General features: G+C 70.9%; 22 protein-coding genes. 16 read left to right on the top strand and 6 right to left on the bottom strand.

Going from position 1 to position 25110, the window contains the following annotated elements; translation table 11 throughout:
- Positions 1-270: 270 nt before the first annotated feature.
- The 5 genes from ACH4TV_RS18475 (at position 271) to ACH4TV_RS18455 (ending at position 6252) form a co-directional block, all read left to right on the top strand.
- Positions 271-1035, top strand: a complete 765-nt coding sequence (locus ACH4TV_RS18475) for an IclR family transcriptional regulator (protein WP_398399250.1) — start codon at positions 271-273, stop codon at positions 1033-1035.
- Between the two features lie 433 nt (positions 1036-1468).
- Positions 1469-2263 (top strand): MIP/aquaporin family protein, encoded by a 795-nt coding sequence (locus ACH4TV_RS18470; RefSeq protein ID WP_398399248.1) that lies wholly within the window; start codon positions 1469-1471, stop codon positions 2261-2263.
- Between the two features lie 132 nt (positions 2264-2395).
- Entirely contained in the window at positions 2396-3952 is a 1557-nt protein-coding gene (gene glpK / locus ACH4TV_RS18465) for a glycerol kinase GlpK (protein WP_398399246.1), read from the top strand.
- Between the two features lie 8 nt (positions 3953-3960).
- Positions 3961-5577, top strand: a complete 1617-nt coding sequence (locus ACH4TV_RS18460) for an FAD-dependent oxidoreductase (RefSeq protein WP_398399244.1) — start codon at positions 3961-3963, stop codon at positions 5575-5577.
- Positions 5578-5691: 114 nt separating this feature from the next.
- Entirely contained in the window at positions 5692-6252 is a 561-nt protein-coding gene (locus tag ACH4TV_RS18455) for an SMI1/KNR4 family protein (RefSeq protein WP_398399242.1), read from the top strand.
- A gap of 6 nt (positions 6253-6258) precedes the next feature.
- Here ACH4TV_RS18455 and mtnK read toward each other — a convergent pair whose 3' ends face one another.
- From mtnK to ACH4TV_RS18435, 4 genes are all read right to left on the bottom strand, one after another.
- Positions 6259-7431: an S-methyl-5-thioribose kinase gene (gene mtnK, locus ACH4TV_RS18450; protein ID WP_398399240.1), complete on the bottom strand. Its 1173-nt coding sequence runs from the start codon at positions 7429-7431 to the stop codon at positions 6259-6261.
- A gap of 11 nt (positions 7432-7442) precedes the next feature.
- Positions 7443-8483: an ABC transporter permease gene (locus ACH4TV_RS18445; RefSeq protein WP_398399238.1), complete on the bottom strand. Its 1041-nt coding sequence runs from the start codon at positions 8481-8483 to the stop codon at positions 7443-7445.
- Positions 8484-8655: 172 nt separating this feature from the next.
- Positions 8656-10200, bottom strand: coding sequence for a sugar ABC transporter ATP-binding protein (locus ACH4TV_RS18440; protein WP_398399236.1), 1545 nt, complete (start codon positions 10198-10200; stop codon positions 8656-8658).
- Entirely contained in the window at positions 10187-11284 is a 1098-nt protein-coding gene (locus ACH4TV_RS18435) for a substrate-binding domain-containing protein (protein WP_398399234.1), read from the bottom strand. The genes ACH4TV_RS18440 and ACH4TV_RS18435 overlap by 14 nt, the downstream gene beginning before the upstream one ends.
- Before the next feature lie 581 nt (positions 11285-11865).
- Here ACH4TV_RS18435 and ACH4TV_RS18430 point away from each other — a divergent pair.
- From ACH4TV_RS18430 to mtnB, 3 genes are read left to right on the top strand one after another with little or no spacing between them, the layout of a single operon-like run.
- Positions 11866-12465, top strand: coding sequence for a 1,2-dihydroxy-3-keto-5-methylthiopentene dioxygenase (locus ACH4TV_RS18430; RefSeq protein WP_398399232.1), 600 nt, complete (start codon positions 11866-11868; stop codon positions 12463-12465).
- Positions 12462-13190 carry an acireductone synthase gene (mtnC, locus tag ACH4TV_RS18425; RefSeq protein WP_398399230.1) on the top strand — a complete coding sequence of 243 codons (729 nt, stop codon included), beginning with the start codon at positions 12462-12464 and terminating at the stop codon, positions 13188-13190. Before ACH4TV_RS18430 ends, mtnC begins: the two co-directional genes overlap by 4 nt.
- Entirely contained in the window at positions 13187-13795 is a 609-nt protein-coding gene (mtnB, locus tag ACH4TV_RS18420) for a methylthioribulose 1-phosphate dehydratase (protein ID WP_398399228.1), read from the top strand. The genes mtnC and mtnB overlap by 4 nt, the downstream gene beginning before the upstream one ends.
- Positions 13796-13860: 65 nt before the next feature.
- Here mtnB and mtnA read toward each other — a convergent pair whose 3' ends face one another.
- Entirely contained in the window at positions 13861-14901 is a 1041-nt protein-coding gene (gene mtnA / locus ACH4TV_RS18415; protein WP_398399226.1) for an S-methyl-5-thioribose-1-phosphate isomerase, read from the bottom strand.
- 337 nt (positions 14902-15238) lie between these two features.
- On the opposite strand from mtnA, the gene ACH4TV_RS18410 reads away from it, so the two are divergent.
- The 8 genes from ACH4TV_RS18410 (at position 15239) to ACH4TV_RS18375 (ending at position 23967) form a co-directional block, all read left to right on the top strand.
- A complete protein-coding gene (locus ACH4TV_RS18410; protein ID WP_398399224.1) occupies positions 15239-16291 on the top strand; it encodes a BMP family ABC transporter substrate-binding protein in 1053 nt (350 codons plus the stop codon).
- Complete coding sequence (locus ACH4TV_RS18405; RefSeq protein WP_398399222.1) at positions 16272-17837, top strand: ABC transporter ATP-binding protein; 1566 nt, start codon at positions 16272-16274, stop codon at positions 17835-17837. The genes ACH4TV_RS18410 and ACH4TV_RS18405 overlap by 20 nt, the downstream gene beginning before the upstream one ends.
- Position 17838: 1 nt before the next feature.
- Positions 17839-18903: an ABC transporter permease gene (locus ACH4TV_RS18400; RefSeq protein WP_398399220.1), complete on the top strand. Its 1065-nt coding sequence runs from the start codon at positions 17839-17841 to the stop codon at positions 18901-18903.
- Entirely contained in the window at positions 18903-19799 is an 897-nt protein-coding gene (locus ACH4TV_RS18395; RefSeq protein WP_398399218.1) for an ABC transporter permease, read from the top strand. The genes ACH4TV_RS18400 and ACH4TV_RS18395 overlap by 1 nt, the downstream gene beginning before the upstream one ends.
- Positions 19796-20569: a nucleoside phosphorylase gene (locus tag ACH4TV_RS18390; RefSeq protein WP_398399217.1), complete on the top strand. Its 774-nt coding sequence runs from the start codon at positions 19796-19798 to the stop codon at positions 20567-20569. The genes ACH4TV_RS18395 and ACH4TV_RS18390 overlap by 4 nt, the downstream gene beginning before the upstream one ends.
- The gene (locus ACH4TV_RS18385; RefSeq protein ID WP_398399215.1) at positions 20566-21879 is read left to right on the top strand and encodes an amidohydrolase; all 1314 of its coding nucleotides are present in this window, start codon (positions 20566-20568) and stop codon (positions 21877-21879) included. Before ACH4TV_RS18390 ends, ACH4TV_RS18385 begins: the two co-directional genes overlap by 4 nt.
- 209 nt (positions 21880-22088) lie before the next feature.
- Positions 22089-22760, top strand: coding sequence for a FadR/GntR family transcriptional regulator (locus ACH4TV_RS18380; RefSeq protein WP_398399213.1), 672 nt, complete (start codon positions 22089-22091; stop codon positions 22758-22760).
- A 202-nt stretch (positions 22761-22962) separates the two neighbouring features.
- Positions 22963-23967 (top strand): PAC2 family protein, encoded by a 1005-nt coding sequence (locus ACH4TV_RS18375; protein ID WP_398399211.1) that lies wholly within the window; start codon positions 22963-22965, stop codon positions 23965-23967.
- A gap of 110 nt (positions 23968-24077) precedes the next feature.
- Here ACH4TV_RS18375 and ACH4TV_RS18370 read toward each other — a convergent pair whose 3' ends face one another.
- Positions 24078-25043: an SMP-30/gluconolactonase/LRE family protein gene (locus ACH4TV_RS18370; RefSeq protein ID WP_398399209.1), complete on the bottom strand. Its 966-nt coding sequence runs from the start codon at positions 25041-25043 to the stop codon at positions 24078-24080.
- Between the last annotated feature and the right edge of the window lie 67 nt (positions 25044-25110).

Raw genomic sequence — 25110 nt, 5'->3', positions numbered from 1 at the left:
GGCTTCGCGGAGAAGGCGCACGCCGCCAGGGTAGCCCGGGGCGGGGCCGTATGGTCAGGGCGTCCACGGGACGGACGTACGTGGCGAGCGTGTCATGGCCGAAAGCCGTCGGCACGTACGCGGTACATCCATCCGGATGTACGCGGGATGTAACAGGTGTCGACCGGCCATTGGCGGGCAGTCACCAGGGACCGGTAGTGTTCGACATTGCCGAACGGTGGTAGCGAGCGCCGGTTGCTGGCGGTCGAAGGGGACGGAGGCAGGACGGCGATGGCACGGAACATCCAGTCGCTCGAACGGGCGGCGGCGATGCTGCGGCTCCTCGCGGGCGGCGAGCGTCGGCTCGGCCTCTCGGACATCGCCTCGTCGCTCGACCTCGCCAAGGGCACGGCCCACGGCATTCTGCGCACCCTCCAGCACGAGGGCTTCGTCGAGCAGGACCCCGCCTCTGGGCGCTACCAGCTCGGCGCCGAACTGCTGCGCCTGGGCACCACCTACCTGGACGTCCACGAGCTGCGCGCACGCGCCCTGGTGTGGACCGACGACCTGGCCCGCTCCAGCGGCGAGAGCGTCCACCTGGGGGTGCTGCACCAGCACGGCGTGCTCATCGTGCACCACGTCTTCCGCCCCGACGACAGCCGGCAGGTGCTGGAGGTCGGGGCCATGCAACCCCTGCACTCCACGGCCCTGGGCAAGGTCCTGTCGGCCTACGACCCGGTCGCGCACAGCGAGGTCCTGGAGGCCGAGCGCAAGTCGTACACCGACCGGACGATCAGCGATCTGGAGGGCTTCGAGGGCGTCCTGGACCTCACCCGCGCGCGCGGGTACGCGGCCGACGTCGAGGAGACCTGGGAGGGTGTGGCGTCCATCGCGGCGCCCATCCACGACCGGCGGCGGATGCCGGTCGGCGCGGTCGGCGTCACCGGCGCGGTGGAACGGGTCTGCCGGGACGGCGAGCTGCGCCCGGAGCTGATCGCGGCGGTCCGGGACTGTGCGCGCGCGGTGTCGCGCGATCTGGGCGCGGGGCGCTTCTGAGGTCTGCGGTACGGGAGAGGGGCGGGGCGGGGGGCCCCCGCCCCCCCCCCCCCCCCCCCCCCGGGGGCGCCCGGCGCGCTCGAGATCTCGCAGGCCCGCCCGAACGGCGGGGGGTGGGGGGGGGGGGGGGGGGGGGGGGGGGGGGGGGGGGGGGGGGGGTTGGGGGGGGGGGGGGGGGGGGGGGGGGGGGGGGGGGCGGCCCCCCGCCCCCCCCCTCTCCCGTACCCCGGTGGACTCAGCTCAAGATCGATAGCTCACAGCAATCAATAACGATCGTGTTTTCGATAACAGAACTCTTGACGCGCCTGTAACACCGGGACAAGACTCGCGTCCATCGGTCGACATTGTCGAACACCGACCGGCAATAGGCGTTAGAGTGTGACAACGCCAAGGGCCGGCAGCTTCCCCTGGACGAAGGACAAAGGAGTCGCGGGTGTCCAGCTCCGACATCTTCATCGGCGAGACCATCGGTACCGCCATACTCATCCTGCTCGGCGGCGGTGTCTGTGCCGCCGTCACGCTGAAGGCCTCCAAGGCCCGCAACGCCGGCTGGCTCGCCATCACCTTCGGGTGGGGTTTCGCCGTACTGACGGCCGTCTACACCTCGGCGCCGCTCTCCGGCGCCCACCTCAACCCGGCCGTGACTCTCGCCCTCGCGATCAAGAACGACGACTGGAGCACCGTTCCCGAGTACTGGGGCGGTCAGCTGCTCGGCGCCATGATCGGCGCGACGCTCGTCTGGGTGGCCTACTACGGCCAGTTCCACGCGCACCTCACCGACAGGGAGATCGTCGGCGGTCCGGGCGCGCAGGCCACGAAGACCAAGGCCGTCGAGGCGCAGGAGAAGGGCGCGGGCCCTGTGCTCGGCATCTTCTCCACCGGTCCCGAGATCCGCGTCGCGTGGCAGAACCTCGCCACCGAGATCATCGGCACCGTCGTGCTGGTCCTCGCGGTCCTCACCCAGGGTCTCAACGACAGCGGCAAGGGTCTCGGCACCCTGGGCGCGCTGATCACCGCCCTCGTGGTCGTCTCCATCGGCCTCTCGCTCGGTGGCCCGACCGGCTACGCGATCAACCCGGCCCGTGACCTCGGTCCGCGCATCGTGCACGCCCTCCTGCGCCTGCCCAACAAGGGCGGCTCCGACTGGAGCTACGCCTGGATTCCGGTGGTCGGTCCGCTGATCGGCGGCGCCATCGCTGCGGGCATCTACAACGTCGCCTTTGCTTAGAGCCGGTGCGCCCGCTCCCGCGAGCGGGTACATCTGCCCGAACGAGCGGGTACGCCCGCTCGGAGCCGCCGGCGAACACGCCGTAAGCCAGCCCCATACCCACGGAACCCACGGACCTTTCAGGAGCTCACAGTGACCGCCGCCACGCATTCCCACGGCACCGGGCCGTTCATCGCAGCCATCGACCAGGGCACCACCTCCAGCCGCTGCATCGTCTTCGACCGGGACGGCCGCATCGTCTCCGTCGACCAGAAGGAACACGAGCAGATCTTCCCGAAGCCGGGCTGGGTGGAGCACGATGCCGTCGAGATCTGGACGAACGTCGAAGAGGTCGTCGCCTCCGCCATCGCGAAGGCCAACATCACCCGCGACGACATCAAGGCCATCGGCATCACCAACCAGCGCGAGACGACGCTGCTGTGGGACAAGAACACCGGTGAGCCGGTCCACAACGCCATCGTCTGGCAGGACACCCGTACGGACACGCTCTGCAAGGAGCTGGGCCGCAACGTCGGGCAGGATCGTTTCCGCCGTGAGACCGGCCTGCCGCTGGCCTCGTACTTCGCCGGCCCCAAGGCCCGCTGGCTGCTCGACAACGTCGAGGGCCTCCGCGCACGCGCCGAGGCCGGGGACATCCTCTTCGGCACCATGGACAGCTGGGTCATCTGGAACCTGACCGGTGGTGTCAACGGCGGCCGTCACGTCACCGACGTCACCAACGCCTCCCGCACCATGCTGATGAACCTGCACACGCTGGAGTGGGACCCGAAGATCGCCGAGTCGATCGGCGTCCCGCTGTCGATGCTCCCGGAGATCCGCTCCTCCGCCGAGGTGTACGGCGAGGTCACGGGCGGCAAGCTGGGCGACCTGCTCGGCGGCATCCCGGTCGCCTCCGCGCTCGGCGACCAGCAGGCGGCCCTGTTCGGCCAGACCTGTTTCGCCGAGGGCGAGGCCAAGTCGACGTACGGCACCGGCACGTTCATGCTGATGAACACCGGCGACAAGATCATCAACTCCTACAGCGGCCTGCTGACCACGGTCGGTTACCGCATCGGCGACCAGGCCCCGGTCTACGCCCTGGAGGGCTCGATCGCGGTCACCGGTTCGCTGGTGCAGTGGATGCGCGACCAGATGGGCCTGATCTCCACCGCCGCCGAGATCGAGACGCTCGCGTCATCGGTCGAGGACAACGGCGGCGCCTACTTCGTACCGGCCTTCTCCGGTCTGTTCGCCCCGTACTGGCGCTCCGACGCCCGCGGTGTGATCGCCGGCCTGACCCGGTACGTCACCAAGGCGCACCTCGCGCGCGCCGTCCTGGAGGCCACCGCCTGGCAGACCCGTGAGATCACGGACGCCATGACCAAGGACTCGGGCGTCGAGCTCGCGGCCCTCAAGGTCGACGGCGGCATGACCTCCAACAACCTGCTGATGCAGACCCTCTCGGACTTCCTGGACGCCCCCGTGGTGCGTCCGATGGTCGCCGAGACGACCTGCCTCGGTGCCGCCTACGCCGCCGGTCTCGCCGTCGGCTTCTGGACCAACACCGACGACCTGCGCGCCAACTGGCGCCGGGCCGCCGAGTGGACCCCCAACATGGACGCGGCCAAGCGCGACCGTGAGTACAAGAGCTGGCTCAAGGCCGTGGAGCGGTCCATGGGCTGGCTCGAAGACAGCTCTGTCGAGGAGTAAGAAACCACATGACCAGCCAGTCCACCCTGCAGTCCGTGCCTGCCCTCGGTACGCACCCGGCCTCCGGCACGAACCCCAGCCGCGCCGAGACCCGGGAGCAGCTCTCCAAGGCGACGTACGACCTTCTCGTGATCGGCGGTGGCATCCTCGGCATCTCGACGGCCTGGCATGCCGCGCAGTCCGGTCTGCGGGTGGCTCTGGTCGACGCCGGTGACTTCGCCGGCGCCACCTCCTCCGCTTCCTCCAAGCTTCTCCACGGCGGTCTGCGCTACCTGCAGACCGGCGCGGTGAGGCTGGTGGCGGAGAACCACTTCGAGCGCCGTGCGGTGTCGCGTCAGGTGGCCCCCCACCTGGCGAACCCGCTCACGTTCTACCTCCCCGTGTACAAGGGCGGGCCGCACGGCGCGGCGAAGCTGGGGGCGGGCGTCTTCGCCTACTCCGCCCTGTCGGCGTTCGGTGACGGCGTCGGGCACCTGCTGTCGCCGGCCAAGGCCGCGCAGGACGTGCCTGAGCTGCGCACCGAGAACCTCAAGGCCGTGGCCGTGTACGGCGACGGACAGATGAACGACGCGCGCATGGCGCTGATGACGGTCCGTGCGGCCGTCGAGTCGGGCGCGGTCGTGCTCAACCACTCCGAGGTGTCCGGGCTGCGCTTCACCAACGGCCGGGTCACCGGCGCCGACCTGCGCGACCGGCTCTCCGGTGACGACTTCGGCGTCAACGCCAGGCTCGTGCTCAACGCCACCGGCCCCTGGGTCGACCACCTGCGCAAGATGGAGAACCCGGACGCGGCGCCGTCCATCCGGCTGTCGAAGGGCGCGCACCTGGTCCTGAAGCGGACGTCTCCGTGGAAGGCCGCGCTGGCCACCCCGATCGACAAGTACCGCATCACCTTCGCCCTGCCCTGGGAGGACATGCTCCTGCTCGGCACCACCGACGAGGAGTTCGAGGGCGACCCGGCGGACGTCTCGGTCACCGAGAAGGACACGGCGCAGATCCTCGACGAGGCCGCGTTCTCCGTGCGCGACCAGCAGTTGTCCCCCGACCTGATCACGTACTCCTTCGCGGGTCTGCGGGTGCTGCCGGGTGGCCCCGGTGACACGGCGAAGGCCAAGCGGGAGACGGTCGTGACCGAGGGCAGGGGCGGGATGCTGTCCGTCTCCGGCGGCAAGTGGACTACCTTCCGGCACATCGGCCGCATGGTCATGCAGAAGCTGGAGACGCTGCCCGGCGCTCCGCTGGGTGACGGCTTCGAGCCCGTCTCGGCCCTGCCGAAGAGGCTGCCGCTTCCCGGTGTGGCCAACCCGCGCGCCGTCGCGCACCGGCTGCTGGTGGACGCGCCGGCGCCGGGTCCGCGGATGGCCGCCGACACGGCGAGGCACCTCGCGACGCACTACGGGTCGCTGGCGTTCGACATCGCGCGGCTGGCCAACGAGAACCCCGAACTGGGTGAGCGTGTGCACGCCGACGCGCCGGAGATCTGGGCGCAGGTCGTCTACGCGCGGGACAACGAGTGGGCGGAGACGGCCGACGACGTGCTGCGCCGTCGGACCACACTGACGATTCGGGGACTTGCCACGGACGACGTCCGGGCGAAGGTCCAGGATCTGCTCGACAAGAAGTAGGCGGTACGAGCGTGACGGGGCGGCTCCCTGGCCGGGGGGGCGCCCCTTCGGCGTGCGTCGGTGCGTGTACGGGTGCGTCAGCCGTTGTCAGAGGCGGGTGCTATCCCTTGCCTCATGAACACCGAACACGCCGATCCGGCTGAACTCGCCGCGCTGCGCACCGCGTTCGACGTGGACGACGGCGGCGAGTCCGCCCTCGGCTGGGCGGCGGTGCGCGCCTTCGAGGCGGAGCACCGGGTCGTCCTGCCCGAGCCGTACCGGACGTTCGTCGCCGAAGTCACCGACGGCTCGTACGCCGGGCCGCCCGAGTACGGGCTCGTGGGACTGGCCGAACTGCCCGACGACTGGAGCGACGACGGGACGGCCCGGGACCTGGCCAAACCGTTCCCGCTCGCACAGAAGTGGCTGTGGGAGGAGGACGACGGACCCTACGAGGATCCCGACGCCGTCATCGAGCACGTCCTCAAGCACGGTTCGATCGTGCTCGGCACGGACGGGTGCGCCATCAACTGGCACCTCGTCGTCACCGGACCCCAGCGGGGGCACATCTGGCACATCACCGATGTGGGCGCCATGCCGTTCGGCGCGGAGTTCGGGTACACGACCTCCGCGCCCGGCTTCGCCGGCTGGGTCGCTCACTGGGCGGCCGGCAACGGATGGTTCGACATGGCGTGATGCCCGTCAGGCCAGGGACTCCACTACCGCGCGTACTGCGTCGACGTCCGTCAACTCCTCGCGGCGGACGACCAGTTCGCGGCCGAGCAGCAGTGCCCTGCGTGAGGCAGGAACCGGGTCCGGCAGCGTTGTCAGGTCGGTCAGGTGGGCGAAGCCGATGATGCGGCGGATGATCTCGGTGCCGGTGTAGCCGAGCGACTCCGTCCAGATCCTGTGCAGGAAGCGGTCCAGGTACGCGTCGTCGAAGAAGGTGTCGACCCTCGTCTGCCACAGGCGGCGGAACTCGGCCTCGAACGCATCCCAGGACAGGGCGAGTTGGTCGGCGTGGTCGGACAGCGTGCCGAGCGCCCGGGCCCGTTCCGCCGAGACCAGGGCGTTGGCCCAGTAGACGCCGAGGTCGTAGCCGATCGGGCCGACGAAGGAGAACTCGGGGTCGAAGACCCGTACCACCGGGGCGCCTTCGCGGTCGCCGACCATGACGCTGCCGGTGTGCAGGTCGCCGTGGAGGAGGGCCTGGGCGCTCGTCATGAAGGTGTGGCGGAGGTCGGCGACCTCCGTGCGGAGCCTCGCGTCCGCGCGGAACTCCGTCGCCAGGTCGTCCAAGTCCGCGTGCCAGTGGTTGTGTTCGTGCTCGATGTACGGCTCGGAGAGGACGACGTCCTCGGTGATCTTGCACAGCTCAGGGCTGACGGAGGCGGCGACGAGCGCCTTGCGCTCGGCGGAGTGCATGCCGAAGTCGCTGGTCGCGAACGCCAGTTGGGCGACGAACTCGCCGATCCGGGCGGACGTGTCCGGGCCGTACGCGGCGCCCTCGTTGAGGAGGGTGCGCAGGACCTCCAGGTCCGACATGTCCTCCATGACGAGGGCGTAGTTCTCCGGGTCGTAGCCGAGGATCGCCGGGATCTTGTCGGGGGCCACCTTCGCGACCTGCTCGTACGCCCTTGCCTCGGCGTCGGCGCGCTCCGGGCTCATCGGCCAGGACGGGCCGGCCACCCGGACCCAGGGCAGGGCCTGCTTGACGGCGAGGCTGCGGGTGCCGTCGGCGGACGAGGCAAGGAACACGCGGTTCATGTTGCCGTCGGAGACCTCGCGGACCTCGATGTCCGACGGGTCCGGCCAGTGGCCTCGCTCGTTCAGGTACGCGGGGATGTCGGCCGGCTCCAGGATGCGGTAGCCCATCGTGAACTTCCTTATGCGGTGCGGCGCTTGGACAGGGTGAAGCTGAAGACGAGGGCGAGGATCAGGACGGCGCCCTCGACCACGTCCTGCGTGTAGTACGGCAGGCCCTTGATGGTCAGGCCCGTGGTGATGATGCCGATCAGGACCGCGCCCAGGGCGGTGCCCCACACGTTCGGACGGCCCCGGCCGAGGACGGAGGTGCCGACCAGGGCTACGGCGACGGCTTCGAGGAGTTGGGACGTACCGGCGGAGACGTCTCCCTGGCCGATGCGCGCCGCCAGGATCAGGCCGCCGATCGAGGCGAGGACGCCGGAAAGGACGTAGGCCAGCGCCCGGTACGCGCCCACGCGGATGCCCGCCAGGCGGGAGGCCTCGGGGTTGGCGCCGATCGCGTACAGCACGCGGCCCCAGCGGGTGCGGGCCAGGAAGACCCAGGCGACGACCGTCAGGGCACCGAAGATGACGACGGAGACGGGGATGCCGAGGATCGTGCCGCGGTCGATGCGCAGGAAGCCCTCGGTGAATTTGCCGGGGGCCGTCGTGCCGTCGGACTGGGTCATGCCCGGGGTGATCGACTGCCCGTCGACCAGGATGAGTTTGGTGCCCTGGATGACGAACATGGTGCCCAGCGTGGCCAGCATGTCGGGGATCTTGAGGACCACGATGAGCAGGGCGTTGAGCAGGCCCGCGAGGGCGCCCGCGACGATCACCGCGATGATCGCGACCACACCGACCTGGTTGTACGAGACCATCGTCTTCGCCGCGACGGTCACACCGAGCCCGGCCACCGCGCCGACCGACATGTCCATTCCGCCGACGGCCATGGTGAGCGTGACACCGAGGCCCAGGATCGCGGCGACGGAGACGTACCGGAGGGTGTCGAGAAGCGTCGCGGAGTCACGGAACGACGGCTCGCTCAGCGCGAAGTACATGAAGAGCGTGACGGTGACGAAGATGAAGCCGTACTTGATGACCGCGTTCTGGATGCGCGGACCGGCGGCGAGTGATGGCGGGGTCGCCGTCTTCACGGGGGCGCTCTGAGTGGTGGTCATGGGGTGCTTCCTGGGGTGGCATGGAGTGGGGCCGGCGTGAGGTGGGCGGGGGCGACGGGTGGCGGGGCCGGGAAAGCCGGGCGCACTACCGCGCCCCGACAGGGGCGCGGGGAACTGCGCGACCAGCCCCCACCGGCCCGCAGCCAACGAACCGCCCCTCCCCCGGCCGACATCAGACGGATGCCGAGATCGTCTGGATGACCCGATCCCGCTCCGCGTCCTCGCCGTACGCGTCGAGATGGATCTCCCCGGCCGCCAGGACAACGACCCGGTCGGCGACCTCCAGGACCTCGTCCACGTCGGCCGACAGGACCAGGACGGCGGAGCCCTCCGCCGCCAGCGCGCGGGCGCGGCGGCCGATGTCGCGGCGGGCGCCGATGTCCACGCCTCGGAACGGTTCGTCCAGGATGAGGACGCGGGGGCGTTCGGCGAGCCAGCGGCCGACGACGACCTTCTGCTGGTTGCCGCCGGACAGCTCCTCGACGGTGCTGTGCTCGTCGCGGGCGACGACACCGAGCGCCTCGATGGTGGCGCGACCGAGGGCGTCCTCCTTCGAGCGGTTCACCAGCCCGGCGGTCGAGAGGGACTTGAGGAACGGGAGGGAGATGTTCTGGGCGAGCGACCAGCCGGGGACCAGGGCGTCCGCGTGCCGGTCCTCGGGGACCAGATGGATGCCGGCGCGGATCGCGTCGGCGGGGCGGCGCGGCTCGTACGCCTTGCCGTCGAGTTGTACGGCGCCCGTGGTGAACGGTTCGGCGCCGAAGAGGCCGCGGGCCAGTTCGGTCTTGCCGGCGCCCAACAGGCCGACGATGCCGGTGACTTCGCCCGCCCGCAGATCCAGGTCCTGGGGTGTACGGCCGTCCAGGAGCCGTACGCCGCGCAGCGAGAGGACGGTCTCGCCCGGGCCGCCGGCCGGCCGGGGGCGGGCCGTGGTCGCTTCCTGGGCCTGGGCGAGCATGGCGCGCAGGGCGCTGTCCCAGTCGAAGGGTTTGACCTGGTCCTCGGTGAGACGGCCGTCCCGCAGAACGACCAGCCGGTCCGCCAGCGCGTCGATCTCGCCGAGGCGGTGGGAGACGTAGAGCACCGCGATGCCGTCGTCGCGCATCTTCTCGACCAGCGCGAAGAGGCGTTCCGCCTCGGCGGCCGAGAGCGCGGACGTCGGCTCGTCGAGGATCAGGAGCCGCGGACGGGTGGCCAGGGCGCGGGCCAGGATGAGCAACTGGCGGTCGGAGATGCCGAGTTCGGTGACGTCCCGCTTCAGCAGGGCGTCGCTCCAGCCCAGGTCCAGGGCCGACTGGATCTCGCGGGCGCGGGCCAGCACGCGGCGCCCGTTGAGGAACGGGTTGCCGCGCGCCTGGGCCAGCTCCTCGAAGACCAGGTTCTCGGCCACCGTGAGCCCGGGCACGATGCCCTCACCGATCCGCTGGTGCACCGTCTGGATGCCCAACTGGCGGGCGGCGAGCGGGGATTGGAGGGCGGCCGGGGAACCGTTGACGGTCACCTTGCCGCCATGGTCCGTGTGGACGCCGGACAGGATCTTGATGAGCGTGGACTTGCCGGCCCCGTTCGCGCCGAGCAGCGCGACGACGCTGCCCGGTGCGATGTCCAGCGAGACGGACTCCAGGACCGGCTTGCCGCCGAAGGCCATGCTGACGTCCCGCAGACCCACTGCCGCGGGGGAAGCCTGGGACGCCTGGGACGCCTCAGTGGGCGACATTGGCGATCCAGTCGGCCGTGCTGACCTGGGAGAGGTTGAGGGCGGGCAGCGCGGCGCGCAGCTGGTCCATGTTCTGGATGTTCTTGCTCTTCAGGAAGTCCTGCGTGATGGCGACGGCCGGGAACTCGACCGACGTCTTGTTCAGCTGGCCGGCCAGTTCCAGGGCTGCCGTACGGACGACGGCGGCGCCGACGGCGGACGGGTCGGTGCCCGCCGTGGCGACCCATGGGCTGCCGTCCGCGGTCATGTTCTGGATGTCGGCGTTGGAGACGTCCGCGCCGAACACCTTCACCTTGTCCTGGAGCTTCTTGTTCTGCACGGCGAGGACGGTGCCCTTGGCCAGCTCGTCGTACGGCGCGAAGATGCCCGCCACGTCCGAGTGCTGGGTGAGCGCGGCGGAGACCAGCGGCACGTTGTCCGTGGCGGTGGAGTCCGTCACCTTGCCGACCTTGAAGGCCTGCTTCCAGCCGTTGGCGTCGACCGTCGACTTCCAGACACTGTCGCGCTTGTCGAGGGCCGCGTAGCCGGCCACGTTGACGTAACCGACCTTGGCGTCCTTGCCGAGTTCCTTCGCCATCACGTCGAGGACGGCCTGGGCCATGCTCGCGTCGTCCTGCTTGGTGCTGACGACGCCCTTGGTCGCGGTCTCGACGTCGTAGACGACGACCTTGATGCCCTGCTTCACGGCCTTGTCGATCTCGGGCTGGATGGTGGACGGGAAGCCGTGGTCCACGATGATCGCCTGCGCGCCGGAGTTGATCGCCGAGGACAGGTCGGTGGCCTGCTTGGCGTTGTCGGCCTGGGCGTCGTACACGGTCAGGTCGATGCCGAGGGCCTTGGCCTGCGCCTTGGCGCCGTTGCCCCACTGCTCGAAGTAGTCGCCGGCGCCGCTCTGGCGGACCAGCGCGACCTTGACCGTGCCCTTGTCGAAGGGCGCCGGCTTGGTGCCGGTGGCCGCCGCCGCGGAGGCGGCCGTGTCACCGGTGTCCGTCGACGCGTTCGTCGACTGCGAGCAGCCCGCGAGGAAGAGCGCCGAGACGGAGGCCAGCGAGAGCGCGGCAAGGGGCAGACGGGTGCGGGACATGCGGGGCTCCAGGGGCAGGGCAGTACGGGAGGGATGAAGAGGGAGGGGCGATGGCCGGAAGGCGCAGGCGCGGGAGTGTCCGGCCCCGAGCGCGAGGAGGCGACGGGGTGGCATTCACACCGTGGCCGGGGGCGTCTCGGGTACTCCGGGTCAGGTCAGCGACAGCGGGCTGTGGTCGACCGGAGCAAGTCCACGTACAGCCGCCGCACGAGCAGCAGCGTCTTCATAGGGAGATCATGAGAACGTTTCCAGCCATTCGTCAAAGGCTTGGACATCGCATCTCACTATATGGAACGCCTGATTCGTCACACTCTGCCGACCCGCCGCCGGGAGTTACCATCACGGGACCGGCACCCGACCCGGGACAGTGAGGCTCCGATGATGACGACACCCTGCGCGACAGCGGTACGACGCTGTACCGACGCGCTGTGTCGCGGCTGTCGCGACTGACGACCGGCCCCGGTCGCCTTCCTGCTCCTGCGCCTCCCCCCTCCGTAGCCCTCCTTCCCCTTGCCTTCGTTTTCGTTCGTGCTCGCGTTCCACTCCCCCCTTCCAGCCTTCCAGCCACCTGGAGTTGTCCTATGACCCTGCTGACGACCTGGCCCGAGTCCGGCCCGGAGACCGTCGTGCGCCGTACCTCCGACCCCGTCGAGATCGCCGCCGCGCTGGCCCCGATCGGTGTGCGCTACGAGCAGTGGCCGATCCGCGAGGACGTCCCCGCGGACGCCGACAGCGACACCGTGTTCGCCGCGTACGGCGCGGAGATCGACAAGCTGAACGCCGAGGAGGGCTTCACCACGGTCGACGTCCTCGGTCTGCACCCCAGCGACGACCCGGGGTTCCCGGCGAAGGCGAAGGCGGCGCGCGAGAAGTTCCTCCAGGAGCACACGCACGACGACGATGACGAGGTCCGCTTCTTCGTCTCCGGCTCCGGCATCTTCTATCTGCACGTGAACGGCGAAGTACACGCCGTGTACTGCGAGAAGGGCGACCTGCTGGGCGTGCCGCGCGGCACCACGCACTGGTTCGACATGGGCACGAGCCCTGCCTTCACCGCGATCCGCTTCTTCCACGAGGAGGACGGCTGGATCGGCAGCTTCACCGGCTCGCCCATCGCCTCCCGCTTCCCGGACTACGACACGATCGACGCCGGGTTCCAGCAGGACAGGGCCGCCGCGTGACCCTGGAGTTCACGGTGGACGCTGTGGTGCTCGACATCGAGGGCACCACGAGCGCGACCGGGTTCGTCGTCGACGTGCTGTATCCGTACTCCCGCTCTCGCTTCGGAGCACTGCTCTCGGAGCGGAGCGGTGAGCCGGAGGTGGCGCGGGCGGTCGCGCAGGTGCGCGAGCTGATCGACGAGCCCGGCGCCGACGCCGTACGCGTCGAGAAGACCCTCAACGCCTGGCTCGACGAGGACCGTAAGGCGACGCCCCTCAAGACCCTCCAGGGCATCATCTGGTCCGAGGGCTTCGCGCGCGGCGACCTCGTCTCGCACTTCTACGACGACGTCCTGCCCGCGTTGCGCACCTGGCACGCGAGCGGGCTTCGGCTGTACGTCTACTCCTCCGGGTCGGTCGCCGCGCAGCGCGCGTGGTTCGCGTCCACCCCCGAGGGCGACCTGCTGCCGCTCGTCTCGGGCCTGTACGACACCGAGAACGCGGGGCCCAAGCAGGAGCCGGAGTCGTACCGCCGTATCGCGGAGGCGACCGGCACCGCCGACCCGAGCCGTCTCCTCTTCCTCTCCGACCGGCCGGGCGAGCTGGACGCGGCACGCACCGCCGGGTGGCGGACCGTCGGGATCCGGCGGCCCGGGGAGCCGTACTACGAGCAGGGCGTCGGGGACCACGCGCAGGCGGGGTCGTTCGACGAGATCAGCATCCGCACGACTAGGAGCACCACGTGACCGCCGACATCAGCACGCTCGACCTTGAGGAGGCCGGAGCGGTACTCGCCGCCGAGTCCGCGCGCTTCGCCTCCTTCGGCTGGATGCGGGGCACCTCCGGGAACCTGTCCGTGGTGCTGTCCCGCGATCCGCTGCTCCTCGCGGTCACCGCGAGCGGCCACGACAAGGGTGAACTGACGCCCGCGGACGTGGTGTTGGTGGACGCACAGGGCGCGGCGGTGAACGGCGGCAAGCCGTCCGCCGAGGCCGAGCTGCACGCCCGGGTCGCCGCGCTGACCGGCGCCGGCGCGGTGGTGCACGTGCACACCGTGGCGTCCGTGGCGATGGGCCGGCGCGAGCCCGGCGGGATCGTGTTCAAGGACGTCGAGATGCTCAAGGGCGTCGGCCAGCCCGCCCACGACGTCGAGGTGACCCTGCCGGTCATCACCAACAGCCAGGACATGAAGGTGCTCGGGGACCGTCTGGAAGCGGCCCGCGACCCCCGGATGCCGGCCGTCGTGGTCGCGGGACACGGGCTGTATGTCTGGGGGGACGACCCCCGCCAGGCACGGCACCACACCGAAGTCGTGGAGTGGCTGCTGGAGTTGGAACTCTCGCCGCGCTGACGTCGGTCGGTGAACAGCGGTCAGGGGGTCCCCGGAATCCGGGGACCCCCTGACTGTTCTTCGGTCTACTGCAGGTGCTCGCCCGGCAGTTGACCGGCGGAGACCTCCAGCACGCCCCGTTCCGTCACCAGCCCCGTCACCAGTCGCCCCGGTGTCACGTCGAACGCCGGGTTGTGGCCGCGTGACTCGGCGGGCGCCGTCCGTACGCCCGCCCACTCCACCACCTCGTCCTCGCCCCGGAGTTCGATGTGGATGCCGGCGCCCGTGGCCGTCGCCAGGTCGACCGTGGTCGTGGGCGCCGCCACCAGGAACGGTATTCCGGCGTCGGCGCAGGCCAGCGCGACCCCGACCGTGCCGACCTTGTTGGCGGTGTCCCCGTTGGCCGCGATCCGGTCGGCGCCGACGATCGCCGCGTCCACCTCGCCGCGCAGGATCGTGCCGGCCGCGGCCCCGTCCGCCTGAACGTAGTGCGGGATGCCCTCCTGGACCAGCTCCCAGGCGGTCAGGCGTGAGCCCTGGAGCAGCGGGCGCGTCTCGTCGGCGTACACGACCTCCAGCCGGCCCCGTGCGTGCAGTTCGCGGATGACGCCAAGTGCCGTACCCCATCCGGCCGTTGCGAGCGCGCCGGTGTTGCAGTGGGTCAGGATGCGCAGCGGGCGGTCGCCGACGCTCGCGGCGAGGCGCTCGATCAGCCAGTCGGCGCCGTGCGCGCCCATCGCCCGGTTGCCCTCGACGTCCTCGCGCTGGACGGCGGCGGCCTCGTCGAGAACCGCCTCCAGCCCCTCCCCGAAGCGCGTCATGACCCGGTCCACGCACACCATGAGGTTGACGGCGGTCGGCCGGGCCTCGCGGATCCGGGCCACGGCCTTGCGCACCTGCTCCTCGGACCACCCCTCCCGCTCGCCCTGGAGCAGCGCGAGGGCGACCCCGTACGCGCCTGCCGCACCGATCGCGGGTGCGCCGCGCACGACGAGCCGCTGGATCGCGTCCACGAGGGTGTCCACATCGCGGACATCCATGGTCTCGTTGCGGTGCGGCAGCAGGGTCTGGTCGATGAGCGCGAGGCTGTTTCCGGTCCAGCCGACGGCGCGCAGTTCCTGGGGCATAGCGGGACGCTCCTGAAGTTCCGACGGTGCGCGACACCGTACATGACCTCGGCAAACCACAGTTCGAGACAGCTGGGCCGGTGGCCGGAATCCGATGTTAGAGTCCAGCACCTGTACCCGCCGGCCGATGCGAAGGAGGAAACGTGTTGCTCACGATGCGCCGCTTCCTCGATCACGGCCGGTGCGCGAGCGACGGCTGTCGACGCTGACCCGTCCCCCTCGGCGTCCCCCGTTCCGTCCCGCCCGCTCATCACGTTCGCTCCCCCTTCCCGTGCTCAGCGCAGAGCGCGGGCTGTGTCGTACGCAACCAGCCGTACGTACCTCCGGAAGGTCCCCGATGCCTCGCAGATCCCGTCGTACGCTCCCCCTCGCCGCCACCGTCGCGCTGCTCGTCGCCGGTGCCACCGCCTGCAACGCCGCCGCGAAGAACGACGCGTCCGACGACAGCAGCGCGGGCAGCGGGAAGTCCTTCACGCTGGTCACGCCGGACGCCGTCGGGCAGAACGAGTTCCTCAAGCTGGCGGTGACCGGCGTCAAGGCCGCCGCGAAGGCGCACAACGGGACCGAGAAGGTGTTCGAGTCCACCGACACCGCCTCCCAGCAGCAGAACGTGCAGGCGGCCGTCGACGCGGCGCCCGACGTCGTCGTGCTGGTCGGCTTCGAGTTCGCGGACCTGGTCGCGCAGCAGGCCGAGGCGCACCCCAAGCAGCAGTTCCTGATGATCGACGCGTGCACGACGAAGGCGTTCGACAACGTCAGTTGTGGAGTCTTCCGCGAGCACGAGGGCGTCTTCCTCGCGGGCGCCGAGGCGGGGCTGCTGAGCAAGAGCGGCAAGGTCGGCGCGGTGGACGTGCTGGACACGCCCGTGTTCCGCCGCTTCAGCGACCCGTTCGCGGCCGGCGCCCAGCAGGTCGCGCCCAAGACGGAGACGTCCACACGCTTCGTCGGCGGCCAGTCCCCGTTCGACGACTCGGCGCGCGCCAAGGAGCAGGCGAACTCCCTGCTCTCCAAGGGCTACGACCAGCTGATGGCCGCTGCCGCGGCCGGCAACTACGGCGTGTTCGAGGCGGCCAAGGCGAAGGGCGCCTTCGCGTACGGCGTCGACGTCAACCAGTGCCCCTCGGCGCCCGGCACGATCGTCGACAATGTGATCAAGCGCACGGACATCGCCGTCGAGAAGGGCGTCGAGCAGGTCCTCACCGGTCAGACGGGCACGACCACCTCGTACGGCCTGAAGGAGGGCGGCATCAGCCTCACGGGTCTGGAGGACGGTGTGGCCGACTCCCAGTGCGTGATCGCGACCCACCCGGACGTCCTGAAGAAGGTCGAGGCGCTGCGCGACCAGATCGTGTCCGGAGAGCTGACGGTCGATGACCCCGCCGCCGCCTGACGCGACCGACGCACCGGCGGTGGCCGTCGAGCTCCGGGGAATCACCAAGCGGTTCCCCGGCACGCTCGCCAACGACTCCGTCGACCTGACCGTCCGGCGCGGTGAGATCCACGCCCTGATGGGCGAGAACGGCGCCGGCAAGTCCACGCTGATGTCGATCCTGTACGGCATGGAACGGCCGGACGCCGGTTCGGTCCACGTCGACGGACACGAGGTCGCCTTCTCCGACCCCGGCGACGCGATGGCCGCCGGGCTCGGCATGGTCCACCAGAGCTTCAAGCTGTTCGACTCGCTGAGCGTCGCCGAGAACGTGGTGTACGCCGCCGAGCCGCGCCGTTTCGGCCTCGTGGACCGGGCAGCGGCCCGCCGCCGGGTGCGTGAACTGGCCGACGAACACGGGCTGTCGGTCGATCCGGACGCCCGGGTCGGCGACCTGCCCGTGGGACTGCGCCAGCGCGTCGAGATCCTCAAGCTGCTGCACCGCGGCGCCCGGACGCTCATCCTCGACGAACCGACCGCCGTCCTCACGCCCGCCGAGGCGGACGCCCTCTTCACAGTCCTCAAGTCCCTTGCCGCACAGGGCCGTACGGTCATCCTGGTCACGCACAAACTGCGCGAGGTCCTCGAAGGCAGCGACAACGTCACGGTGTTGCGGGACGGCCGGGTCGTCGCCCGGCTGGTCACCGCCGAGACGTCCGCCGCCGCGATCGCCGCCGCGATGACCGGCCGCGCCGTGGAACTCGACCGCGTCCACGCCCCCGGCACTCCGGGCGATGTGGTCCTGGACGTCACCGACTTCGCCACGGACGGCGTACGGGACGTTCAACTCGCCGTCCGCGCAGGGGAGATCGTCGGTATCGCGGGCGTCGCCGGCAACGGCCAGAGCGAGCTGGTGGAGGCGCTGGCCGGACTGCGCCCGGTGACCTCCGGACGGGTCGCGCTGCTCGGCGACGACATCACTCACGCCTCGGCGACCGAGCGCCGCGCCAAGGGCCTCGCCTACGTCCCCGAGGACCGCCACGCCGTCGGAACGGCCCCTGCCGCGTCCGTCGCGGACAACCTGGCGATGGGCCACCACCGTACGTCGCTCTCCGCACGCGGACTCCTTCCGCCCGCGGCTGTACGCGCCCACGCGCGGCGCCTGATCGAGCGCTTCGGCATCAAGGCGGCCGGACCGGAGGTGCCCGCGTCCTCGCTGTCCGGCGGCAACCTGCAGAAGCTGCTCATCGGTCGCGAACTCGCCCACGACGCCCCGCTGTTGCTCGTCGAGCAGCCCACGCGCGGAGTCGACATCGGCGCCGTCCAGAACATCCACGACCAGCTGATCGCCTACCGCGACGCCGGCCACGCCGTCCTGCTCGTCTCGGCCGAGCTGAGCGAGATCCGGGGCCTCGCGGACCGGGTCCTGGTGATGTACGAGGGCCGCGTGACGGCGTCGTACGCCAAGGCCGACGCCGACGAACGGACGCTGGGCCTCGCGATGGCGGGCGGCACCGACAGCTCGGCTCAGGTCACTCCGGTGGCCCAGGCAAAGGTCAGAGAGTGACATGAAACAAACAACCCGGACATCACCGGTGACCCACATAACGAAAGCTCTCCGCTCCCCCGTCGCCTTCTCGGTGCTCGCCGGCGTCGTCATCGGTGCCCTGTTCCTTCTGGGGACGGGCGCCGATCCGGTCGCCGCGTACGGCGCGGTGCTCAGCGGCTCGCTCGGCGCCGACGGCATCGGGTCGACGCTGACCACCCTGACGAGCGTGCTGGGCCTGGCGCTCGCGCTGGCCGTGCCGCTGCGCGCCGGGCTCATCAACCTGGGCGGGGACGGCCAGTTGGTGCTCGGCGGGATGGCCGCGGCGGTCACCGGGCTGTACTCGCCACTGCCCGCGCCGCTCACCGTCGTCCTCGCGCTGCTCGCCGGCATGGCGGCCGGCGCCGGGTACGCGGCCCTGGCCGCCCTGTGCGAGAACCGGTTCGGCGTACCGCTGCTGGTGAGCAGCCTGCTGCTCAGCTACCCGGCGGCGTCCTTCGCCTCCTACCTGGCCCGCTATCCGCTCAAGGAGCCCGGCTCCAGCCTCCCCCAGACCCGCCAGCTGCCGGACGGGGTGGCGCTGCCCGCGTTCGGTTCGTCGACCGTGACCGGCGGGCTGCTGCTGGTCGCCGTGGCCGCCGCCGCGTACTGGTTCACCGACCAACGCACCGCGTTCGGCTACGAGATGCGGATGACCGGCCTCAACTCCCGCTTCTCCGCGTACGCGGGCGTCGAACGTAAGGGTCTGACGCTGCGCCTGATGGCGGTGTCCGGCGCGTTGGCCGGACTCGTGGGCGCCATCGGCGTGTTGAGCTTCCCGTACCGCTTCCTCGACGGCTCGCTCACCGCGTCCGGTTACACCTGGACGGGTCTGACGGCGGCCCTGCTCGCCGCCGCCGCACCCGTCGGCACGGTTCTCGCGTCCTTCTTCTTCGCGATGCTCCAGGTCGGCGGGCTGTCGATGGAGCGGACGACCGAGGTACCTCGCGAGCTGACCCAGGTGCTGCAAGCGATCGTGATCGTGTTCCTGGCGGCGCGACTGCGCTTTCCCCAGTGGTGGTTCAACCGTCGTAAGGAGGCGGTGTGATGTTCTTCGACTCCGATCTCCTCATGTCGGCGCTGCGCGCGCTGACCCCCATCCTGCTGGCGGCGCTCGGCGGGGCGATCTGCGAACGGGCGGGCGTCTTCAACATCGGCCTCGAAGGCATGATGCTGATGGGCTGCTTCACCGCCGTGGCCACGAGCTGGTTCACCGGCAGCCCCTGGCTCGGCGTCCTGGCGGCGGCCCTCGCCTCCGCCTCGTACTCGCTGATCCTGGCCGTGGGTGCGGTGACCCTGCGCGGGGACGCCGTAGTGCTCGGAATCGCCCTGAATCTCCTGGCGGTCGGCCTGACCAGCTTCCTCCTCCGTACGGTCTTCGGTGTGCAGGGCACTTTTGACGATCCGTCACTGACCGGGCTGCCGTTGGTCGGTGGCTTCTCACCGCTCGCGTATCTGGCGTGGGCGGCGGTCGGCGTTGCCGCGCTGATGCTGTCCCGGCATGTGTGGGGGCTCAGGCTCCGTGGCGTCGGCGAGGCACCGGACGCGGCGGCCACGCTCGGTGTGAGCCCGGTCAGATACCAGTACGCGGCGGTGCTCGTGTCGGGTGTGCTGTGCGGGCTCGCGGGGGCCCAACTCGCCCTCGGCAACGTCACGTTGTTCTCCGAGAACATGACGGCGGGGCGCGGCTGGATCGCCGTCGTCGCGGTCATGCTCGGCCGTGCGCTGCCGCTCGGTGTCCTGCTGGCGGCGCTGCTGTTCGGCGTCGCCGAGGCGGTCGGCTTCCGCCTCCAGGGCCTCGGCCTGCCACAGCAGGCGACCGACGCGGCGCCGTACGTCGTCACGCTGGGCGCCCTCTTCCTGACGACGGCCCGGCGCCGTCGCCGCAGCCCTTCCCCCTCCGTGTCCCCTCCCACGTCCACTGCCACCGGAGTCGTTTCATGACGCAGGACCTGTTGCCCGTCACCCGGATACCCCGCACGGGGCTGCCGCCGCGCGCGCTGGTCGTCGGCGACCCGCTGCGCGCCGCCCTCGTCGGCGCCAAGCTGGAGGGCGCGCAGGAGGTGTCCTACCACCGCGAATACCGCGTGTTCAGCGGGAGTTGGAAGGGCGTGCCGGTGGTGGTCGCCTCGCACGGGGTGGGCGCCCCGGGTGCCATCCTGCTGTTCCAGGAGCTGGCCGAGGCCGGCGTGCGGACGTTCCTGCGGTTCGGTACGGCCGGTGCGATGAAGCCGGGCATCGGCGACGGCGACCTCGTCATCGCCGAGGCGGCCGTCCGGGACGACGGTGTCACCCAGCAGTTGCTGCCCCCGGAGTACCCGGCCGTGTCCTCGCCCGAGGCGGTGCTCGCACTCCAGCGGGCGGCGCGCGAGGCGGGCGCCCCCCACCACCGGGGCATCGTGTGGACCCGGGCCGCCTTCCAGCCCGGTCTCCTCCCCCTCTTCTCCTACGAGGGCGCCGGACTCGCCGCGATCGAGATGGAGTTGAGCGCGCTGCTGGTGACGGCCTCACTGCGGGGGCTGGTCGCGGGCGGAGTGGTCGTCATCGACGGAGCGAACGCCGACGAACTGGTCGACGAGATCGCCACCGGCGGCTACGACCCGCACCGGGAAGTGGTGGCGGAGGGCGTCGAACGCGGCGCTGTCGTGTCGTTGGAGGCGCTGCGCCTGCTGGCGGAGTCCGAAGCCGCCGAGGACGGGGAGCCCGTCGTATGAGCGGGCAGCCGAGTGAGCGGATCGACCTCCTGGTCCACGGCGGTGACGTCCTCACCGTCGACGAGGCCGGAACCGTCGTGCAGGACGGGGCAGTCGCCGTCCGCGACGGCGAGATCGTCGCCGTGGGCCCGGCCGCCGAGCTGACAACCCGGTTCACAGCCGCCGAGTCCCTTGACGCCACGGACTGCCTGGTTCTCCCCGGCCTGGTCAACACGCACACCCACCTCGCGATGACGCTTCTGCGCGGCCGGGCCGACGACGTCACCCTCCAGGGTTTCCTGGAGCGGGTGCTGAAGTGGGAGGCCCAGCTGCTGGCGCCGAAGAACGTGGCGGCGGCCGTCCGGGTCGCGGTCGCCGAGAGCGTACGGGCCGGGGTGACGTCGGCCCTCGACATGTACTGGTTCCACGAGGCGGCCGAACAGGCGGCCCGCGAGGCGGGCTGGCGGCTGCACACGGGCCCCACCTTCATGGACGTACCGGAGCCGCCCGACGGCATCGCCTACGAGGACCGTCTGGAGTGGGCCCGCCAGGACCTGGCCGCCCGGGGCACACCGCGCCCCGGCCACCGCCCCGTCCTCTTCGCGCACTCCACCTACACTCTCTCCCCCGACCAGCTGGTCGAAATCGCCGCCCTGGCAAGGGAGTTCGGCGCGCTGCTGCACATCCACGCCGCCGAGAACGCGACCGAGGTCGCCACCGTCGAGGTGCGGTACGGCAAGCGCCCCGTAGAACTGCTCGACTCGCTCGGGCTCCTCGGCCCCGACCTGCTGCTGGCCCACGCCGTGGACCTGACCGGCCCGGAGATCGCGGCGCTGGCCCGCACCGGCACGTCCGTCGCCCACTGTCCGGTCTCGAACCTGAAGCTCGGCTGCGGTATCGCGCCGGTTCCCCGGCTGCTCAGCGCCGGTGTGACCGTCGGGCTCGGCACGGACGGGGCCGTCAGCTCCAACACGCTGGACGTGCTGGGGGCGGTGCGGCAGGCGGCCCTCGTGCACAAGGCGGGCGGCGACCCCACTGCCGTCGGCGCCGAACAGGCCGTACGCATGGCGACCGTCGAGGGCGCGAAGGCGCTGGGTCTGGGCGACCGGCTGGGTTCCCTGGAGGCGGGCAAGCGGGCCGACCTGATCGTGCTCGACCTCAGCGCCCCGCATCTGCGGCCCCGGCACGACCCGTGGTCGACGCTCGCGTACGCGGCGCACTCGGCGGACGTCCGGGACACCGTCGTGGACGGCAGGGTCCTCATGCGGAACCGGACGCTGACCACGCTCGACGAGGCCGCCGCCCTCGCCGATCTGGAAGCGCTGGTCTGACCCGCGCACGGGATGCCGGCCCGGGAGCCCGTACTGGCTGCCGGGCCGCCACCCGAACGGGCTGCCGATCCGGCAGCCCGCGGGTACCGTTCCAGCCACCCTTGAGGGACCCTCGTACGGGCTGACATCGCATTTTGTGTCCCGTTCAGCCCACTGAACCCCCATAATGGCCTGAGACATCGGATGTCTGAACGACAGGGAGGCCCGCCATGGCAGTCACCGACGAGGCGATCGAAAAGATCAAGGGAATGATCGTCTCCGGGTCGCTGCGCCCCGGCGACCGGCTGCCCAAGGAGAGCGAGCTGGCCGCCGAACTCGGCCTGTCGCGCAACTCCCTGCGGGAGGCGGTGCGCGCTCTGTCGCTCATCCGGATCCTCGACGTACGGCAGGGCGACGGCACCTACGTCACCAGTCTGGATCCCCAACTCCTGCTCGAAGCACTGAGCTTCGTCGTCGACTTCCACCGCGACGACACGGTCCTGGAGTTCCTGGCCGTGCGCCGCATTCTGGAGCCGGCCGCGACCGCGATGGCGGCGCTGCGCATCAGCGAGCAGCAAGTTGACGCATTGTCCGCCCAGTTGGACCGGCTGGGCGGTGAACCGTCGGTGGAGGAGCTGGTCGCCGCCGACCTGGAGTTCCACCGGGGGATCGTGCAGAGCTCCGGCAACTCGGTGCTGTGTTCGCTGCTCGACGGTCTGTCCGGGCCCACCACCCGGGCCAGGATCTGGCGCGGGCTGACCCAGGAGGACGCGGTCAGCCGCACCCTGCACGAGCACCGGGCGATCCTGGGCGCCCTGCGCGACCGGGACGCGGAGGCGGCGCGGTCGTGGGCGACAGTGCACATCGCGAGCGTGGAGCAGTGGCTGAGATCGACCCTCTAGCCGTGCCGGAGCCCCCGGTCCCGCCGTCACCGAACGCTCGGATGAATGACCGGGTGAGGAGGGGTGGCTCACGGATGGTGTTTCGGGGTGGCTATCGGGGCAGTGATCCGGTCACTCCCCCGTGCAAGGGGGCTGCGAGCGCCCCCGCCGCACGCCGTAAGGTTGGGTGGTCAAGCGAGGGCACGTCGGAAGGAGGCGCTGGGTGATCGAGCTGGAGGGGGTTCCCGAGCTGATCGACCCAGTCATGGTGGCCGCGTTCGAGGGCTGGAACGACGCCGGTGACGCCGCCTCCGCCGCGGTCGCGCATCTGGACCGGGAGTGGAAGGGCGAGGTGTTCGCGGCGCTGGACGCCGAGGACTACTACGACTTTCAGGTCAACCGCCCCACCGTGTGGCTGGACGCCGGCGTACGCAAGATCACGTGGCCGACGACAAGGTTGTCAGTGGTCCGCGTCGGCGGCGACAAGCCGCGCGATCTCGTGCTGGTCCGGGGCATCGAGCCGTCGATGCGCTGGCGCTCGTTCTGCAACGAGCTGCTGGGCTTCGCGCACGAGCTGGGCGTGGAGCTGGTGGTGATCCTGGGCGCACTGCTCGGCGACACCCCGCACACACGTCCGGTTCCGGTCAGCGGGGTCACGTCCGACCCGGATCTGGCCCAGCGCATGGACCTGGAGGAGACCAAGTACGAGGGCCCCACGGGCATCGTCGGCATCCTGCAGGAGGCGTGCACGCACGCGGGCGTACCGGCGGTGAGCCTGTGGGCCGCGGTCCCGCACTACGTCTCACAGCCGCCGAACCCGAAGGCGACGCTGGCCCTCCTGAACCGCCTGGAGGACCTGATCGACATCCGCATCCCGCTGGGCGAACTGCCCGAGGACGCGCGTGCCTGGCAGGTGGGCGTGGACCAGCTGGCCGCCGAGGACAGCGAGGTCGCGGAGTACGTGCAGACGCTGGAGGAGGCCCGGGACACCGCCGAGCTGCCCGAGGCGACGGGCGAGGCGATCGCCCGCGAGTTCGAACGCTATCTGCGCCGCCGCGACGGCACCGGCCCGGCAGGCCCCGGCCCGGGCCCCGGCGGCCACGCCACCGCGGACGGCACCGACAGCCCGCCGTACCTGCGGGACAACCCGGCCGGCCGCCCGAAACCGCAGCCGCCGAAACCGCCCCAGCTCCCGAGCACGGACGACGAGGACTCCCCCGAGGAGTGATCTCCGCGATCTCTCCGGAAGAGTCCGGAAGAGTTCGGAGAAACAGCGAGAAGGGCCGGTGCGCACCACGCGCACCGGCCCTTCCGCCGTACGTGACGTATCGGCGTCCGTCAGCGGTCCACGGCGACCACGGCGTACGTCGTCTCGGGCGTCGGCGTGGTCGAGAACCGGGCGTTGGGCAGATACAGCCGGTTCCGGTACGCCGCCGCGGTGGTCGGCACGTCGAAGTCCGGGTCGGTGATGCGCCGTCGGAAGACCCCGCTGCTCCCGTCCGGCGAGAGCGTGAACACGTCGACCGCGTTCTGCTGGTTCTGTACGACGTACAGCGTGCGCCCGAGGAGGAGCAGGCCGTCGCCGTTGGTGAGCGGGGCCGCGTCGCCGAGGTCCACGAGCCTGGTGACCCCGGTGCGCGGGTCCACCCTGTGCAGTCCGCCCACGCCGGACTGAACGACGAGCAGCGCCTTCCCGTCGGGCGTGCCCGTGATGCCGTTGGCGTTGAAGACCTCGCCGGGCACCTGACTCCAGTCACCGCTCAGGGTGATCCGTACGACATCGCCGGCGCCCGGCAGCGCGCCGCCCCGGCCGAGCGGAAGGACGTACAGCACGGGCTGGAAGGAGTCCGTGAACACCGCTCCGCGGGGCGTCAGGAACACGTCGTTGGCGAAGGTCGGGGTCGCGGTGGTGAGGGCGTACGAGGCGAGGATCGCGCCGGTGCGGGTGTCGACGACCCGGGCGCCCTCGGTACGTCCGGCGACGAACAGCCGTCCCTGGCCGTCTAGTTTGAGCCCGACGGACGGGGTGCCGGGCCCGGTCGAGATGATCTCGCCCGCGCCGGTGCGCAGATCAGCGCGGTAGATCGAGCCGTCGCCGAGCGAGCCCAGGTAGGCGTAGGGGCCGGCGCCGGTGGCTATGCCTTCCGGGCGGAAGCCGTTGGGCAGCGGTATCAGGGTCGGCCAGGACTTCGGGGACGCGGCGGCCGGTGAGGCGACCAGCGCGGCCGTGACGGTGGCGGCGCCCGCCGCGAGGATTCCGCGGCGGCTGACGTGGTGTGCGAAGGAACCGTGCGTGGGTGCCACGGGGCTTCCCTCCGGGAAGGGACCGGCAGTTGGCCGGTCCTGCGGGTCAACTGACCCTGACACCACA

The sequence above is a fragment of the Streptomyces sp. NPDC020898 genome (assembly GCF_044333925.1).
Taxonomy (GTDB): Bacteria; Actinomycetota; Actinomycetes; order Streptomycetales; family Streptomycetaceae; genus Streptomyces.
Note: the sequence above shows the minus strand (reverse complement) of the source record. Positions and strands in the feature narration are given on the sequence as shown.